Genomic DNA, 16,543 nt, shown 5'->3' with positions numbered 1-16,543 from the left:
GGAAGCGATTATGCAACTCAACGATATGACTCTGTTTCGCCAGCAGGCGCTGATTGATGGTCAGTGGCGCGATGCGCCCAACGGCGACGTGATTGCGGTGACCAACCCGGCCAACGGCGAGCAGCTCGGCAGCGTGCCGAAAATGGGCGCCGACGAAACCCGACAAGCGATCGAGGCCGCTAACCGCGCCCTTCCCGCCTGGCGTGCCCTCACCGCCAAAGAGCGGGCGAACATTCTGCGCCGCTGGTTCGATCTTATGATGGAGAATCAGGACGATCTCGCTCGTCTGATGACCCTCGAGCAGGGGAAACCGCTGGCGGAAGCCAAAGGTGAAATCAGCTACGCCGCCTCCTTTATTGAGTGGTTCGCCGAAGAAGGTAAGCGCATTTACGGCGACACCATTCCTGGCCACCAGGCCGACAAGCGCCTGCTGGTGATTAAGCAGCCCATCGGCGTTACCGCCGCCATCACCCCGTGGAACTTCCCGGCGGCGATGATCACCCGCAAAGCGGGCCCGGCGCTGGCTGCGGGCTGCACCATGGTCCTGAAACCGGCCAGCCAGACGCCGTTTTCTGCGCTGGCGCTGGCCGAACTGGCGAATCGCGCCGGGATCCCCGCCGGGGTGTTCAACGTGGTCACCGGCTCAGCCGGCGCGGTCGGCGGCGAACTGACCAGTAACCCGCTGGTGCGCAAGCTCTCCTTTACCGGCTCGACCGAGATTGGCCGCCAGCTGATGGAGCAGTGCGCGAAAGACATCAAAAAAGTCTCCCTGGAGCTGGGCGGCAACGCGCCGTTTATCGTCTTCGACGATGCCGACCTCGACAAAGCCGTCGAGGGGGCGCTGGCGTCGAAGTTCCGCAACGCCGGGCAGACCTGCGTTTGCGCCAACCGCCTGTACGTCCAGGACGGGGTATATGAACGTTTCGCCGAGAAGCTGCAGCAGGCGGTGGAAAAACTGCGCATTGGCGACGGCCTGCAGGACGGGGTCACCACCGGCCCGCTGATCGACGAGAAAGCCGTCGCCAAAGTTGAAGAACACATTGCCGACGCCATCGCCAAAGGCGCGAAGGTGGTCACCGGCGGCAAACCGCACGCCCTGGGCGGCAACTTCTTCCAGCCGACCATCCTGGTCAACGTTCCCGACAGCGCCAAAGTGGCGAAAGAGGAGACCTTCGGCCCGCTGGCCCCGCTGTTCCGCTTTAAAGATGAAGCCGACGTCATTGCCCAGGCCAACGATACCGAGTTCGGCCTCGCCGCCTATTTCTACGCCCGCGATCTGAGCCGCGTTTTCCGCGTCGGCGAAGCGCTGGAGTACGGCATCATCGGCATCAATACCGGCATTATCTCCACCGAAGTCGCTCCGTTCGGCGGCGTTAAGGCCTCCGGCCTCGGCCGCGAAGGGTCGAAGTACGGTATCGAAGACTACTTAGAAATCAAATACATGTGTATTGGCCTTTAACAGGAGTGTCGGATGAACAGCAATAAAGCATTAATGGCGCGTCGCAGCGACGCGGTCCCGCGCGGCGTCGGCCAGATCCATCCTATCTTCGCCGAGCGCGCGGAGAACTGCCGGGTGTGGGACGTCGAAGGGCGGGAATATCTCGATTTTGCCGGCGGTATCGCGGTGCTCAATACCGGCCACCTGCATCCGCAGATTGTCGCCGCCGTGGAGGACCAGCTGAAAAAGCTGTCCCATACCTGCTTCCAGGTGCTGGCCTACGAGCCCTACCTGGCGCTGTGCGAAAAGATGAACCAGAAGGTGCCAGGTGATTTCGCCAAGAAAACCCTGCTGGTCACCACCGGGTCGGAAGCGGTGGAGAACGCGGTGAAGATCGCCCGCGCGGCAACCGGGCGCAGCGGCGCTATCGCCTTCACCGGCGCCTATCACGGCCGTACCCACTACACCCTGTCGCTGACCGGTAAAGTGAATCCTTACTCCGCCGGTATGGGCTTAATGCCGGGCCACGTCTATCGCGCCCTCTACCCGTGCGCGCTGCACGGCGTCAGCGATGACGAGGCGATCGCCAGCATCCATCGCATCTTCAAAAACGATGCCGCGCCGGAAGATATCGCCGCCATCATTATCGAGCCGGTGCAGGGTGAAGGCGGATTCTATGCCGCCTCCCCGGCCTTTATGCAGCGCCTGCGCGCCCTGTGCGACGAGCACGGCATTATGCTCATCGCCGATGAGGTTCAGAGCGGCGCGGGCCGCACCGGTACCCTGTTCGCCATGGAGCAGATGGGCGTCGCGGCGGATATCACCACCTTCGCCAAATCCATCGCCGGCGGTTTCCCGCTGGCGGGCGTCACCGGCCGCGCGGAAGTGATGGACGCCATCGCCCCCGGCGGACTGGGCGGCACCTACGCTGGCAACCCCATCGCCTGCGCCGCCGCCCTGGCGGTATTGCAGATTTTCGAGCAGGAAAACCTGCTGGAAAAAGCCAACCAGCTCGGCGATACCCTGCGCCAGGGCCTGCTGGCGATCGCTGAAAATCATCCGGAGATCGGCGATGTCCGCGGTCTGGGAGCGATGATCGCCATCGAGCTGTTTGAAGAGGGCGACCACAGCAGACCGAATGCAAGACTCACGGCGGATATCGTCGCCCGCGCGCGCGACAAAGGCCTGATCCTGCTCTCCTGCGGGCCGTACTACAACGTACTGCGCATCCTGGTGCCACTGACCATCGAAGAGGCGCAGATCGAGCAGGGGCTGAAGATCATCGCCGACTGCTTTACCGAGGCGAAACAGGCATAAAACAACAGATATGCGGACACGAAGTACGTTAGTAAGGGAATGAAGACGAGACCTGCAAAACAATAATTATACGCGTGCCCCGGCGCGGGAATGTCGGGGCGCTCTCCCAGGTGACACACTTCGAGAGGGTAAATGATGGGGCAACTGTCGCAATCACAGGATTTAGGGGCGGGACTGAAGTCGCGCCACGTCACAATGTTATCTATCGCCGGGGTGATCGGCGCGAGTTTATTTGTCGGATCCAGCGTCGCCATTGCCGAGGCGGGCCCGGCGGTGCTGCTGGCCTATCTGTTTGCCGGGCTGCTGGTGGTGATGATTATGCGTATGCTGGCCGAAATGGCGGTCGCCACGCCGGATACCGGCTCCTTTTCCACCTATGCTGATAAAGCCATCGGCCGCTGGGCGGGGTATACCATCGGCTGGCTGTACTGGTGGTTTTGGGTCCTGGTTATTCCGCTGGAAGCCAATATCGCGGCGATTATTTTGCATTCATGGGTGCCGGGCGTCCCGGTGTGGTTGTTCTCCCTGGTCATCACCCTCGCCCTCACCGGCAGTAACCTGCTGAGCGTCAAAAACTACGGCGAATTCGAGTTCTGGCTGGCGCTGTGCAAAGTGGTCGCTATTCTGGCGTTTATCGTACTGGGCGCGGTCGCCATTACCGGTTTTTATCCCTATGCCGAGGTGAGCGGCATTTCGCGGCTGTGGGATCACGGCGGCTTTATGCCCAACGGCTTCGGCGCGGTGCTCAGCGCGATGCTGATCACCATGTTCTCGTTTATGGGCGCGGAGATTGTCACCATTGCCGCCGCCGAATCAGATACTCCGGATAAACATATCGTGCGCGCCACCAACTCGGTGATCTGGCGTATCTCTATTTTTTATCTGTGCTCGATCTTTATCGTCGTCGCCCTCATCCCGTGGAATATGCCGGGGCTGAAGAGCATCGGCTCCTACCGCTCGGTGCTCGAGCTGCTGCATATTCCCTATGCCAAGCTGATTATGGACGGCGTGATCCTCCTGTCGGTCACCAGCTGTCTGAACTCGGCGCTGTATACCGCTTCGCGGATGCTCTACTCCCTGAGCCGCCGCGGCGATGCGCCGGCCATCATGGGCCGGACCAACCGCAGCAAAACGCCGTACGTGGCGGTGCTCCTCTCCACCGGCGCGGCATTCCTCACCGTGGTGGTGAACTACTACGCGCCTGCCAAGGTGTTTAAATTCCTCATCGACAGCTCCGGCGCCATCGCTCTGCTGGTCTATCTGGTGATCGCCGTTTCGCAACTGCGGATGCGTAAAATCCTTCAGGCGCAAGGTGGCGAGATCCGTCTCAGAATGTGGCTCTATCCGTACCTGACCTGGCTGGTGATCGCCTTTATCACCTTCGTGTTGGTGGTGATGCTGTTCCGTCCGGCGCAGCAGCTGGAGGTGCTCTCTACCGGCCTGTTAGCATTGGGAATTATTTGTACGGTACCGATTATGTCGCGCTGGAAAAAGCTGGTATTGTGGCAAAAACTGCCGCTGCAAAATACGCGTTAACCCTCTTCCCGGCGCCCGCCGGGAAGAGTATTCAGGAGTAAGAACATGACCGCCATTCCCCAAGCGACGGCCATTGACGGATACCGTTGGTTAAAAAACGACATCATCCGCGGGGTCTACCAACCCGATGAGAAGCTGCGGATGAGCCTGTTGACCTCGCGCTATGCCCTGGGGGTCGGTCCGCTGCGCGAGGCGCTTTCGCAGCTGGTGGCCGAGCGGCTGGTGACGGTGGTCAATCAGAAAGGCTATCGGGTAGCGCCCATGTCGGAACAGGAGCTTCTCGATATCTTCGACGCGCGCGCCAACATGGAAGCCATGCTGGTGCGCCTCGCCATTGAGCGCGGCGGCGATGAGTGGGAAGCCGAGCTGCTGGCTCGCGCCCATCTGCTCAACAAGCTGGAGTCGTGCGAAGCGAGTGAGCACTTACTCGATGAATGGGACCAGCGCCATCAGGCATTTCACACCGCCATCGTCGCCGGCTGCGGTTCGCAGTATCTGCTGCAGATGCGCGAACGGCTGTTCGACCTGGCGGCCCGCTACCGCTTCATCTGGCTGCGCACCACTGTGCTGTCGGTGGAGATGCTGGAAGATAAGCATGTCCAGCATCAGACTCTGGTGGACGCTATTCTGGCGCGCGACGCTGAACAGGCCAGCGCGCTGATGCGCGAGCACTTACTGACTCCGATCCCGATTATTCAGCAGGCGATGGCCGGCAAGCTGCAGCCGCAGGTAGTGTGAGTCAGATGGCGGGGTTGAGCGTAGGGGTATGGCGGCAACGTCTTCGTCACGCTCCTCCACGCCGCACGGGCGTGGAGAAATCGTATCCGTAGATCAATCAAGCCCGCAGACGAACCGGCTCGCTGAAATCGTCGGCCGGTTCCAGCTTCAGATTAAACGTGGTCAGCAGCGCTGCCGCGCGCTCGTGAAATTCGCGCAGCGTTTTTTCCAGTCTGTCGCTCACTTCCGGGTCGTCAATGTCGACCGCCTGCCATGACCCTTCTTTATTGAACAGACCAAACTGGTAGCTATAGGTGAAACGTGACTCTTGTGCTTCCATTTCCATCCACCAGCCCCAGAATTCACGCTTCTCCGGCGCGGGCTTAACATTGACGCAAACTGCCAGGCAATCGAAAAAGAAACGGTTGTCATGGCACTGCTCTTCGCGAATGTAAGGCCCTAGCGCCGTGAATTTCTTGATCAACTTACTTTTCAGGTGTCCACTCGGTAACGTCATTGCGATCTCCTTTAGTGATGCAACTGTTTTACCAAACCAATAGAATTTAGCAATAAATTAACCAAATCTATGATTGATCCAGCGGGCGATCTGTCGCAATGCGTGATCAAAATTGCGATACACCGGGTTAAACGGGATCTCCAGCAGTTTGCCATCGGCAGATGACGAGGTGATTAACCGCGACTCCTCTTCAGGGCTGAACGGATCATCCTTCCAGAAGCCGGAGAGCATCGGCGTCGGGCAACGGCGCCCCAGCAGTCCCTGGGTTTTGAGCGAATAGCGATTGAGCTCCACGCGCAGCGCTTCATCGGATGCGTCATGCATGCCCAGCCGCGAGGCCAGCACGTCGAGATACATCTCCGGCACGCGCCCCTGATGCAGGGGATCCACCAGCAGACCGTGGACCACCGGCCCCAGACAGGCTACGGCCTTCAGCCGCTGCGGCTCCAGGTAACCGAGACGCACCGCGATATTGGCGCCAAAGCGGAAGCCGAAGGCGGCGACTCGGGTATGGTCAATCCACGGCACATTTTCCAGATGGCGCAGCGCGTGCTGATGCAGCAGGCTGGTGTCCTGATTCAGCGTCCATTTTGATGAGAAGCCGATGGAGGGCATATCAAGGGTCAGCATGGCAATGCCGAGCGGTGAGAAGTAGTTTTCATACAGGTTGTAATAATCGGTCTGCAGCGAGTCCAGCCCCCCGCACATCAGCACCGTCGGAAACGGCCCCTCGCCTTTCGGCATATGCAAAAAGCCGGTTATCGGCGAGCCGCCAGGGATAGTAAACTCCAGCTCGCGCAGGGCGCCAGGCAGTCGCTGGGCGGCCTCTTCATACGCCCGGTTGGCTAAAGCCTGCGCCTGTTCCGCCAGCTCATCGCCTTTGATATGCGGATAAGCGGCAATGCTGTACAAGTTCGAAGCATGCAGCCAGTGGCGGCCGCTCAGCAAAGGATCGGCTTCCTGCCCGGCCTTTTGCTGCCACTGCATGGCTTCTTTCGCCCACTCAAAAATCCAGTTGCCGCCGCGATAGCCGATAACGGTATCGAACAGCTCGGGATCGGTTCGTTCGGCCTCGCTCATCACAATGCGCGCTTGCACATCGAGGATCTCCTGCGGGGTTACGCCGCGCCAGATCCACATTAAGCGATTGATCAGACGGTACCAGTGATCGACGTGATTGCCGCTCAGCGCTGACTGCATCGCCTGGGGTTTTCCGGCAGAAAACCGGCGCACCAGCGTAGAGGTTTCTGGATGTTTGAAGCGAGGTTTAAACAGCGTTTCGCTAAGGTTAGCCTGTGACATGTGCAGTCTCCGTCGTAGTGCCACTCCGGATATTGTAACCTGCTAAAGGATAAAAAAAACCACGCCCGGCAAGCCGGGCGTGGTAAATAGCACTGTCCTGAAGAATTAACGACCTGCGATAGGCGGTACAAACACCACGCCCATATCCCACGGCTGTTCAATCCAGGTATCCTGCGGAATATCAACCACGTAATCATCAACCAGCGGACGGCCTGCCGGTTTGGCGAAAATGGTGACAAAGTGCGCTTTGGGATACATTTCGCGGATCGCCACAGCGGTCCCGCCGGTATCCACCAGATCGTCGATAACAATAAAGCCTTCGCCATCGCCTTCCGCACGTTTCAGCACTTTCAGCTCGCGCTGGTTATCATGGTCGTAGCTGGAGATGCATACGGTATCAACATGACGAATGCCCAGTTCACGCGCCAGTAACGCTCCCGGTACCAGTCCGCCGCGGCTAACGGCAATAATGCCTTTCCATTGCTCAACCGGCAGCAGACGGCTGGCCAGTTTGCGGGCGTGAATCTGCAACATGTCCCAGGTGACGACGTATTTTTCGCTCATGTGAAGTGTCCCAGCCTGTGTAATACGGCTTAAATAATGTTCGAGGGGGAAAATGGTTGCGCGAGATTATAGAGATCTGACGCACTAAAAACCAGTGTTAAGCGGTTTGCGCAACGCTTTTTGCGTTGTTTACACTACCTGCGGCGGTGGAAAGTGGTATTCTCAACCCCATCGCGCAAGCCCGGGCTTGTTGTGTATTTTAACGCTAACCCTCGTCCTGCAACCGCTGTATGCAGGAGTCTGTAAGGAGACTTACCGTGTCTGAACTGTCTCAACTATCCCCGCAGCCGCTTTGGGATATTTTTGCCAAGATTTGCTCCATCCCGCACCCGTCCTATCACGAAGAACAGCTCGCCGAGCACATTATGGGTTGGGCAAAAGAAAAAGGCTTACATGCGGAACGCGACCAGGTTGGCAACATTCTGATTCGTAAAGGCGCGACTGCCGGTATGGAAAACCGTAAGCCGGTAGCGCTGCAGGCGCACCTCGATATGGTGCCGCAGAAAAATAACGACACCATCCACGACTTCGCCAAAGATCCGATTCAGCCGTACATTGACGGCGAATGGGTGAAAGCGCGCGGCACCACGCTGGGCGCGGACAACGGTATCGGGATGGCGTCCGCACTGGCGGTACTGGCCGACGACAGCGTCGCTCACGGCCCGCTGGAAGTGCTGCTGACCATGACCGAAGAAGCCGGCATGGACGGTGCCTTCGGTCTGCAGGCCAACTGGCTGCAGGCCGATATCCTGATCAACACCGACTCCGAAGAAGAAGGCGAAATCTACATGGGTTGCGCCGGCGGGATCGATTTCACCTCTAACCTGGCGCTGACCCGCGAAGCGATTCCGGCCGGGTTCCAGAGCTTTAAAGTCACCTTAAAAGGGCTGAAAGGCGGCCACTCCGGCGGTGATATTCACCTTGGTCTGGGTAACGCCAACAAGCTGCTGTCGCGCTTCCTCGCCGGCCACGCCGATGAGCTGGATCTGCGTCTGGTCGATTTCAACGGCGGCACGTTGCGCAACGCCATCCCGCGTGAAGCTTACGCTACTGTCGCCGTCGCCGCGGATAAAGCCGATGCGCTGAAAGCGCTGGTGAATACTTACCAGGCGCTGCTGAAAAACGAGCTGGAGGCCAAAGAGAAGAACCTGGTGGTGCTCCTGGAAGCGGTCGATAACGACAAAGCGGCGCTGACTCAGGCTTCCCGCGACACTTTCATCCGTCTGCTGAACGCCACGCCGAACGGGGTTATCCGCAACTCTGACGTGGCGAAAGGCGTAGTGGAAACTTCGCTGAACGTCGGCGTCGTCACCATGACCGATGACAACGTACAGATCCACTGCCTGATCCGCTCGCTGATCGACAGCGGCAAAGACTACGTGGTCAGCATGCTGGATTCTCTGGGTAAGCTGGCGGGGGCGAAAACCGAAGCCAAAGGCGCTTACCCTGGCTGGCAACCGGACGCCAATTCGCCGGTGATGCACCTGGTGCGCGAGACCTATCAGCGTCTGTTCAACAAGACGCCGAACATCCAGATCATCCACGCCGGTCTGGAATGCGGCCTGTTCAAAAAACCGTATCCGGAAATGGACATGGTCTCCATCGGGCCGACCATTACTGGTCCACACTCTCCGGATGAGCAGGTACATATCGAAAGCGTCGGCCAGTACTGGACGCTGCTGACCGAGCTGCTGAAAGCCATTCCGGCTAAATAAGCACTACCACCGGCGGCAGTCCGCCGCCGGTTTTTCACCCGCCTCACCTTAGCGACCCGCGCTTTCCATCCGGTAGTTAATAAACCACTCTCCGCGCGCCGCTACCCGCTGCTCAGCCACCACCTTAAAGCCATGGGCTGTAAAACAGGGTTTCGCCGTAATGCTGGCGTCCACCGTCAGGATTTGCGCAGGATACTGAGCGCAGAGCGCCTCGATAAGCGCGCCGCCAATACCCTGCCGGCCATGATCCGGCGAGACGAAGAGTAAATCGATATGCGTCCCGATGGCGGTGATAAAGCCAACCGGTTGATGCTCTACTTCCGCCACCAGCCCGATTGAATCAGCCAGCTTTTGCCGCCAGCGCGTCTCATCCACCTGCGCCCAGGCCGCAATCTGCGCCGGGGTATAGTCCCGGCTGGCCGTTTCCCGCACCGCGCGCAGAAAGATCTGGCAGAGCAGTGGCAAATCGCTGTCGCGGTAAGGGCGAATGTGCATGGTTAAATCCCTAATAAAAGCTGTCTTTCCAGCTGCGGATCGAGCAGCGTTACGTGGAGCCCAACCAGACGCACGCCACGTCCGCCACGGCGCTCATCCCAGGCCTTGTGCGCGGTGGCAATCAGATCCGCTTTGTTCAGCCGCGGCCAGACGTGCTCCTGGGTGGTCAGCTGGAAGTCATTGAATTTCAGTTTAATCCCCTGACGGGCGATCAGCAGGTCCGGTTTAACCTTCGCCAGCCGGCGCTCCAGCTCCGGGTAGAGGTTTTCGATTATCGCTTCGCACTCCGGCCATTCGTGAATATCTTCCGCCAGGGTGCGCTCCACGCCCACCGACTTGCGCTGCCGGTCGTTATGGATTTCCCGCTCATCAATCCCGTGGCTGCGCTCCCACAAAATACGGCCAAATTTACCGAAGCGCTTAAGCAGCATGGCCAGATCGCTGTTCTGCACATCGCCACAGGTACGCAGGCCCATATTTTCCAGCTTCGCTGCCGATACCTTCCCGACGCCGGGTATTTTCGCCAGCGGCAGCGCCCGCACAAACTCAGCCACCTGATGGGGAGCGATAACGAACTGGCCGTTGGGTTTATTCATGTCAGAGGCGATTTTGGCAAGAAACTTTACCGGCGCGACCCCCGCCGAGGCGGTGAGGCGCAGCTCCCGTTCAATGGTTTCGCGGATCTCCTGGGCTATCAGGGTGGCCGACCCGTGACAATGCACGCTGTCGCTGACGTCAAGATAGGCTTCATCCAGCGACAGCGGCTCAATGCGCGAGGTGTAGCGGGAGAAAATTTCGCGGATATGGTTCGAGGCTTCTTTGTAGGCATCGAAGCGGCCGGGAAGCAGTGTGAGATGCGGGCACAGCTTGAGCGCTGTCGCCGTCGGCATAGCGCTGCGCACGCCAAACTTGCGCGCAGGATAGTTCGCGGTACTAATCACGCCACGCTGTACCCGACTGCCGCCTATTGCGAGGGGGATATCGCGCAACGCCGGGTTGTCGCGCATCTCCACCGCCGCAAAGAAACAGTCCATATCGACATGGATAATTTTACGCATCGTCAGACTCAACACTGTATACCCATACAGCATAGCAAAACTCGCTGCGAATTTGATGCTTTTTTTATTTCATCGGCTAAAAAAGCGGTAAAAACATAAAAATGCAATGAATTATGTTTATTTTCATAAAGTTAACCGATGAGTCTGGAAGGTGTAATCATGAAGAAAATACTTACCGCACTTTGCCTGCTGGCCACCGCCAGCGCCTGGGCAGACCCACAGCTGATTGCCCACCGCGGCGGCACCGGCGATGCGCCGGAAAATACCCTGCCAGCGATCAAGCTGGCGCTGGAGAATAACGCTGAGGCCATTTGGGTCACCGTGCAGTTAAGCCGCGACGGCGTGCCGGTGCTCTACCGGTCAAGCGATCTTTCCACATTGACCAATAGCAAGGGCAAAGTTTCCAGTTTGACCGCCGCCGAGCTGGCGAAAGTCGATGCCGGCTGGAAATGGGGTGATGACAGCCACCCCTGGCGCGGCAAGCAGGCCACCATTCCCACGCTGCAAGCCGTTTTGCAGCAATGGCCGCACACGTTTTTCTACATCGACATTAAATCTCCGGATGCCGACCCGACCGTGATGGGCGAGCGCCTGCTTGCGGTGTTAAAAGCCACGCACAGCCTCAATCGCGTACGGGTCTATTCCACCGAAGACCGCTATATCGCCGCGCTGCCGCCGGCTATTCCCCGCTTCGTCACCCGTAGCGAAACCCGCACCAGGCTCGCCAGTATTTCGCTCAGCCATCAGTGCCAGCCTGCCAGCCAGCGCGAAGGCGAACAGTGGTATGGGCTGGAGCTGAAGCGCAAGGTAGAGGTGGTGGAGAAATTCACCCTTGGGGAAGGGATCTCCCCGGCGACGCTCACCTGGGATAAAGAGGCGATGGATTGCTTCCGCTCGCAGGGCAAAGCGCACATTATCTTCTTCGGCATCAACAGTGCGGAAGATTACCGTACGGCGAAGGCGCTGGGCGCTGACGGCGTGATGGTTGATTCCCCGGCGCAGGCGAAAAGCTGGCAGTAAGGGCGCAAAGGGAGAAAAAAGGCCGCGAAAGCGGCCTCACGTTGCTGGCATGTTGTTGCCGGGTGGCGGCTGACGCCTTTCCCGGCCTACAAAACCGAAGCAGCAGGCCCGGCAAGCGCAGCGCCTCCGGGCCAAAATGGCCAAAGATTACAAAATGCGCCGCTGCTGGCGCTGCGCCTCTCGGGCGAGACGTTTCTTACGCGCGTCGCAGGGCTCAGGACAGTCGCAGACTTTCTCCAGCCCCAGCGAGGAGATCCCGCCGCAGCTTCCCTGAATGCTCTTGCGCTTCACCAGGTAGCCCAGCGACATCCCGAGGATCACCAGCGCAAAAATCACAAAGGTTGCGACAAACACCGTCAGCATCGTCAGCCTCCAAAGTCGTCGAGCAGAATATTCTCGTCCTCGACGCCCAGATCCTTCAGCATCTTAATCACCGCGGCATTCATTACCGGCGGCCCGCACATGTAGAACTCGCAGTCTTCCGGCGCCGGGTGATCGCGCAGATAGTTCTCGTACAGAACGTTATGGATAAAGCCGGTATGCCCCGTCCAGTTATCTTCCGGCAGGGGATCGGAGAGCGCGACGTGGAAGGTAAAGTTCGGGTTATCCCGCGCCAGCTGTTCAAACTCATCATCGTAGAACATCTCGCGCAGCGAGCGCGCTCCGTACCAGAAGCTGATTTTGCGTGTGCTGTGCAGGCGCTTGAGCTGGTCGAAAATATGCGAACGCATCGGCGCCATCCCGGCGCCGCCGCCGATAAACACCATCTCGGCGTCGGTTTCTTTGGCAAAGAACTCGCCGAACGGCCCGGAAATCGTCACCTTATCACCCGGCTTCAGCGACCAGATATAGGACGACATGATCCCCGGCGGGGCATCCGGCACCTTCGGCGGCGGCGTCGCAATGCGCACGTTGAGCATAATGATACCCTTCTCTTCCGGATAGTTAGCCATCGAGTAGGCGCGCAGGGTCGGCTCTTTCACCTCGGAGACGTAGCGGAACAGGTTGAACTTGTCCCAGTCCGAGCGGTATTCATCCGGAACATCGAAGTCAGCATAGGCCACTTTATGCGGCGGGCATTCGATCTGAATATAGCCCCCCGCGCGGAACGGCACCACCTCCCCCTCCGGGATCCGCAGCTTGAGCTCTTTAATGAAAGTGGCTTTGTTATCATTGGAGATAACTTCACACTCCCATTTTTTCACACCGAAGATTTCCTCCGGTAGCTCAATCTTCATGTTCTGCTTCACCGCGACCTGGCAGGCCAGACGGCAGCCGGCTTTGGCTTCACGTTTGGTAATATGCGAAAGCTCGGTCGGCAGGATATCGCCGCCACCCTCTTTAATAGTCACCCGACACTGGCCGCAGGAGCCGCCGCCGCCGCAGGCGGAGGAGACAAAAATCCCGTTGCTCGACAGTGTGTTCAGCAGCTTATCCCCCGCCGGGGTGCGGATCTGCTTATCCGCTTCGTTATTGATCTCAATAACCACGTCGCCCGCGTTCACCAGCTTTGAGCGCGCTGCCAGGATAAGCCCCGATAGCACCAGCACAATCAGCGTGAACATCACGACGCCAAGAATAATTTCCATACTTATTCGCCCTTATAGCTGCACGCCGGAGAAGGACATAAAGCCCAGCGCCATCAACCCGGTGGTGATAAAGGTGATCCCTAACCCGCGCAAGCCGGCAGGCACGTTGGCGTACTTCATCTTTTCGCGGATCCCCGCCATCGCCACGATCGCCAGCATCCAGCCGATGCCGGAGCCGAAGCCGTAGACGATGGATTCCGGGAAGTTGTAATCACGCTGCACCATGAACGACACACCGCCAAATATCGCGCAGTTAACTGCAATCAGCGGCAGGAAGATCCCCAGCGCGTTGTATAGCGCCGGGAAGTACTTATCGAGGATCATCTCGAGGATCTGCACCAGCGCGGCGATCACCCCGATAAAGGTGATGAAGTTCAGGAAGCTGAGGTCCACCCCTTCCACCAGCGCGCCGTCGCGCAGCACCAGGTTATACACCAGGTTGTTGATCGGTACGGCAAGACCCAGCACCACCGTCACCGCAACGCCGAGGCCGAAGGCGGTGGAGACCTTTTTCGACACCGCGAGGAAGGTACACATCCCGAGGAAGAAGGCCAGCGCCATGTTTTCAACGAACACCGCGCGGACAAACAGGCTAATGTAATGAGCCATCATCGATTACTCCTTTTCCTGCTGTTCAGGCTTCCAGCTACGCAGAGCCCAAATCAGTAAACCGATAATGAAGAACGCGCTCGGCGCCAGCAGGAACAGGCCGTTCGGCTGATACCAGCCGCCGTTCTGCACCGTCTCCAGCACCGTGATCCCGAACAGCTTGCCGCTGCCGATAAGCTCGCGCAGGAAGCCGACGATAATCAGGATCGCGCCGTAGCCGAGACCGTTGCCGATACCGTCCATAAAGCTGGCCAGCGGCGGCGACTTCATAGCGTAAGCTTCGGCGCGGCCCATCACGATGCAGTTGGTGATGATAAGCCCGACGAATACCGACAGCTGCTTGGAAGTCTCATAGGCGAAAGCCCGCAGTAGCTGATCCACCACGATAACCAGCGAGGCGATGATCGCCATCTGCACGATGATGCGCACGCTGTTGGGAATGTGGTGGCGGATCATCGAGATAAACATGCTGGAGAACGCCGTCACCAGGGTTACCGCAATGGTCATCACGAAGGCGGTTTCCAGTTTAGTGGTGACCGCCAGCGCGGAACAGACGCCCAGCACCTGCAGGGCGATGGGGTTATTGGCAATGAGCGGGCCCACCAGCACGCGCTTCACCTCTTTCATATCGCTCTGTTCAGCCATTGTTCAGCCCTCCTTCACGCACCTTTTTCAGGAACGGACCAAAGCCCAGTTCACCCATCCAGAAATCGAAGCTGTGCTGTACGCCATTTGACGTCAGCGTGGCGCCCGATAAGCCATCAACCGCATGCAGGTCACCAGCGCGCGCGCCGCCTTTGACCACTCTCAGCGCCGGCATGCCGTTGTCATCCAGCACCTGCTTGCCGACAAACTGCTGGCGCCAGTTCGGGTTCTCCACTTCGCCGCCCAGCCCCGGAGTCTCCCCCTGGTCATAGTAGGTAATGCCTTTCACCGTGCGGCCATCGACATCCAGCGCTACGAAGGCGTACATCATCGACCACAGGCCATTGCCATAAATGGGCAACACCACCTGCTCAATCTTCTGCTGCGCGTCACGCACCAGGTAGATTTCCGCCAGGTTGCTGCGGCGTTTTATCCCGGCCGGATCCTGGCTGGCGTCCAGCGCCATACTCTGTTGCGGATCCTTCAGCGCCTGGGCCTGATTGAATTTTGACGGGTCTTTCTCCAGCAGCTCACCGGTCGCCAGATTCACCAGTCGCGGCGAAATGCGCGCCGCGAAGGTGTCGGCGACCGCATCAGCATCCATGCCGGGCTGCATCAGGCCGGACACCGCCAGGATATTACGCTGCTTATCCAGCGCCCGTTGCACCTGCTGGCGGGATTTCAGCCCCACGGCCGAGCCCGCTACTACAATGGAGCAGACCAGACAAAGCACCAGCACCACCAGCAGCGTTTTGCCGATGCTATCGTTACTTTTCTTCTCAGCCACGCGACTTCCTCCGCTTAATATTGGCCTGCACCACCAGGTAGTCGAACAGCGGTGCGAAGAGGTTGGCGAAGAGGATCGCCAACATCATCCCTTCCGGATAAGCCGGGTTCACCACGCGGATCAGCACGCACATCACGCCGATCAGCACGCCGTAACTCCATTTCCCTTTATCAGTAAACGAGGCGGATACCGGGTCCGTCGCCATAAACATCATGCCGAAGGCAAAGCCGCCGAGCACCAGATGCCAGTACCATGGCATAGCGAACATCGGGTTGGTGTCGGAGCCGATAACGTTAAACAGGGTGGCGGTGGCGATCATGCCGATCATTACCCCGGCGACGATGCGCCAGGACGCGACGCGGCTAAAGAGGATGATCGCTCCGCCAATCAGGATCATCAGCGTTGAAACTTCGCCAATCGAGCCCGGAATATTGCCGAGGAAGGCGTCCATCCAGCTCACCGGGATGCCGGTAGCGACGTTAACCAGCGCTTCACCGCCGCCGCTGGCCCACTGAGAGAGCGGCGTCGCGCCGGAGAAACCGTCCGCTGCCGTCCACACCAGGTCGCCGGAGATCTGCGCCGGATAGGCGAAGAACAGGAACGCGCGCCCCGCCAGCGCCGGGTTGAGGAAGTTGCGCCCGGTGCCGCCGAAAATCTCCTTAGCGATCACCACCCCGAAGGAGATCCCCAGCGCCGCCTGCCATAGCGGCAGCGTGGGCGGGACGATCAGCGCAAACAGAATCGAGGTGACAAAGAAGCCTTCGTTGATCTCATGCTTGCGCACGATAGCGAACAGCACTTCCCAGAAGCCGCCGACGATAAAGACAGTGATATAGATAGGCAGGAAGAAGACCGCGCCTAAGGTCATCATGCTCAGCCAGCCGGCGTCGGCGCTGAAGCTCACCCCTAACCACTGGGCGACGCTATAGTGCCAGTTGTTGGCGATCGCCTGCTGCAGTTGTTCGGCGCCGTAAAGCTTATGTAGCGCCGGAATGGTCTGCAGCCCGACGTTGTACATCCCCCAGAACATCGCCGGGAATACGGCAAACCACACGAGGATCATCATCCGCTTGAGGTCGATGGCGTCGCGCACGTGCGCCGCGCCGCGGGTGACCTGGCCTGGAGTGTAGAAGATGGTCGCCGCCGCCTCATACAGCGGGTAATATTTTTCCAGCTTGCCGCCGTGCGTGAAATGCGGCTCAAGTTTTTCAATCAGATGCTTTAAGCCCATCTC

17 protein-coding genes are annotated in these 16,543 nt (G+C 58.9%); 6 read left to right on the top strand and 11 right to left on the bottom strand.

All coding sequences use genetic code 11. The annotated features are described in order from the left end of the window. Positions 1 to 10 precede the first annotated feature (10 nt). The 4 genes from gabD to csiR all read left to right on the top strand — a co-directional run bounded on the left by gabD (position 11) and on the right by csiR (position 5,029). Positions 11 to 1,459 carry an NADP-dependent succinate-semialdehyde dehydrogenase gene (gabD, locus tag ABLU50_RS00190; RefSeq protein WP_043521477.1) on the top strand — a complete coding sequence of 483 codons (1,449 nt, stop codon included), beginning with the start codon at positions 11 to 13 and terminating at the stop codon, positions 1,457 to 1,459. A gap of 12 nt (positions 1,460 to 1,471) precedes the next feature. After that, a complete protein-coding gene (gene gabT, locus ABLU50_RS00185; RefSeq protein WP_043521478.1) occupies positions 1,472 to 2,755 on the top strand; it encodes a 4-aminobutyrate--2-oxoglutarate transaminase in 1,284 nt (427 codons plus the stop codon). 135 nt (positions 2,756 to 2,890) lie between these two features. Then, positions 2,891 to 4,291 (top strand): GABA permease, encoded by a 1,401-nt coding sequence (gene gabP, locus ABLU50_RS00180; protein WP_064794585.1) that lies wholly within the window; start codon positions 2,891 to 2,893, stop codon positions 4,289 to 4,291. A gap of 45 nt (positions 4,292 to 4,336) precedes the next feature. Further along, positions 4,337 to 5,029: a DNA-binding transcriptional regulator CsiR gene (csiR, locus tag ABLU50_RS00175; RefSeq protein WP_064794568.1), complete on the top strand. Its 693-nt coding sequence runs from the start codon at positions 4,337 to 4,339 to the stop codon at positions 5,027 to 5,029. A gap of 97 nt (positions 5,030 to 5,126) precedes the next feature. Here csiR and crl read toward each other — a convergent pair whose 3' ends face one another. The 3 genes from crl to gpt all read right to left on the bottom strand — a co-directional run bounded on the left by crl (position 5,127) and on the right by gpt (position 7,391). After that, positions 5,127 to 5,525, bottom strand: a complete 399-nt coding sequence (gene crl / locus ABLU50_RS00170; RefSeq protein ID WP_002889793.1) for a sigma factor-binding protein Crl — start codon at positions 5,523 to 5,525, stop codon at positions 5,127 to 5,129. Between the two features lie 57 nt (positions 5,526 to 5,582). After that, positions 5,583 to 6,827 carry an esterase FrsA gene (gene frsA, locus ABLU50_RS00165; RefSeq protein ID WP_042937964.1) on the bottom strand — a complete coding sequence of 415 codons (1,245 nt, stop codon included), beginning with the start codon at positions 6,825 to 6,827 and terminating at the stop codon, positions 5,583 to 5,585. 105 nt (positions 6,828 to 6,932) lie between these two features. After that, positions 6,933 to 7,391 carry a xanthine phosphoribosyltransferase gene (gpt, locus tag ABLU50_RS00160; protein ID WP_002889733.1) on the bottom strand — a complete coding sequence of 153 codons (459 nt, stop codon included), beginning with the start codon at positions 7,389 to 7,391 and terminating at the stop codon, positions 6,933 to 6,935. A gap of 257 nt (positions 7,392 to 7,648) precedes the next feature. On the opposite strand from gpt, the gene pepD reads away from it, so the two are divergent. Further along, positions 7,649 to 9,106 carry a cytosol nonspecific dipeptidase gene (gene pepD, locus ABLU50_RS00155; protein WP_065878128.1) on the top strand — a complete coding sequence of 486 codons (1,458 nt, stop codon included), beginning with the start codon at positions 7,649 to 7,651 and terminating at the stop codon, positions 9,104 to 9,106. Between the two features lie 48 nt (positions 9,107 to 9,154). On the opposite strand, the gene ABLU50_RS00150 is transcribed toward pepD, so the two are convergent. Both ABLU50_RS00150 and dinB read right to left on the bottom strand, forming a co-directional pair. Continuing rightward, positions 9,155 to 9,601: a GNAT family N-acetyltransferase gene (locus ABLU50_RS00150; protein WP_065903446.1), complete on the bottom strand. Its 447-nt coding sequence runs from the start codon at positions 9,599 to 9,601 to the stop codon at positions 9,155 to 9,157. A 2-nt stretch (positions 9,602 to 9,603) separates the two neighbouring features. Beyond that, positions 9,604 to 10,659, bottom strand: coding sequence for a DNA polymerase IV (dinB, locus tag ABLU50_RS00145; protein WP_004204641.1), 1,056 nt, complete (start codon positions 10,657 to 10,659; stop codon positions 9,604 to 9,606). 159 nt (positions 10,660 to 10,818) lie between these two features. On the opposite strand from dinB, the gene ABLU50_RS00140 reads away from it, so the two are divergent. Continuing rightward, positions 10,819 to 11,679, top strand: a complete 861-nt coding sequence (locus ABLU50_RS00140) for a glycerophosphodiester phosphodiesterase family protein (protein WP_065903443.1) — start codon at positions 10,819 to 10,821, stop codon at positions 11,677 to 11,679. A gap of 147 nt (positions 11,680 to 11,826) precedes the next feature. On the opposite strand, the gene nqrM is transcribed toward ABLU50_RS00140, so the two are convergent. Genes nqrM through ABLU50_RS00110 form a run of 6 tightly spaced genes read right to left on the bottom strand, consistent with a single transcriptional unit; the run spans position 11,827 to position 16,540 of the window. Next, positions 11,827 to 12,042 (bottom strand): (Na+)-NQR maturation NqrM, encoded by a 216-nt coding sequence (nqrM, locus tag ABLU50_RS00135; protein WP_004204638.1) that lies wholly within the window; start codon positions 12,040 to 12,042, stop codon positions 11,827 to 11,829. A 2-nt stretch (positions 12,043 to 12,044) separates the two neighbouring features. Further along, positions 12,045 to 13,268 (bottom strand): NADH:ubiquinone reductase (Na(+)-transporting) subunit F, encoded by a 1,224-nt coding sequence (nqrF, locus tag ABLU50_RS00130; RefSeq protein ID WP_004204637.1) that lies wholly within the window; start codon positions 13,266 to 13,268, stop codon positions 12,045 to 12,047. A gap of 12 nt (positions 13,269 to 13,280) precedes the next feature. After that, entirely contained in the window at positions 13,281 to 13,877 is a 597-nt protein-coding gene (nqrE, locus tag ABLU50_RS00125; protein WP_004177335.1) for an NADH:ubiquinone reductase (Na(+)-transporting) subunit E, read from the bottom strand. A gap of 6 nt (positions 13,878 to 13,883) precedes the next feature. Continuing rightward, the gene (locus ABLU50_RS00120) at positions 13,884 to 14,522 is read right to left on the bottom strand and encodes an NADH:ubiquinone reductase (Na(+)-transporting) subunit D (RefSeq protein ID WP_002889716.1); all 639 of its coding nucleotides are present in this window, start codon (positions 14,520 to 14,522) and stop codon (positions 13,884 to 13,886) included. After that, positions 14,515 to 15,309 carry a Na(+)-translocating NADH-quinone reductase subunit C gene (locus tag ABLU50_RS00115; RefSeq protein WP_087832611.1) on the bottom strand — a complete coding sequence of 265 codons (795 nt, stop codon included), beginning with the start codon at positions 15,307 to 15,309 and terminating at the stop codon, positions 14,515 to 14,517. The genes ABLU50_RS00120 and ABLU50_RS00115 overlap by 8 nt, the downstream gene beginning before the upstream one ends. Next, entirely contained in the window at positions 15,302 to 16,540 is a 1,239-nt protein-coding gene (locus tag ABLU50_RS00110; protein WP_048323072.1) for an NADH:ubiquinone reductase (Na(+)-transporting) subunit B, read from the bottom strand. The genes ABLU50_RS00115 and ABLU50_RS00110 overlap by 8 nt, the downstream gene beginning before the upstream one ends. Between the last annotated feature and the right edge of the window lie 3 nt (positions 16,541 to 16,543).

It is taken from the genome of Klebsiella sp. GG_Kp173 (assembly GCF_040062415.1).
Classification (GTDB): Bacteria; Pseudomonadota; Gammaproteobacteria; order Enterobacterales; family Enterobacteriaceae; genus Klebsiella; species Klebsiella quasipneumoniae.
The sequence above is the reverse complement of the archived record's forward strand: the minus strand, read 5'-3'. Positions and strand labels throughout refer to the sequence as shown.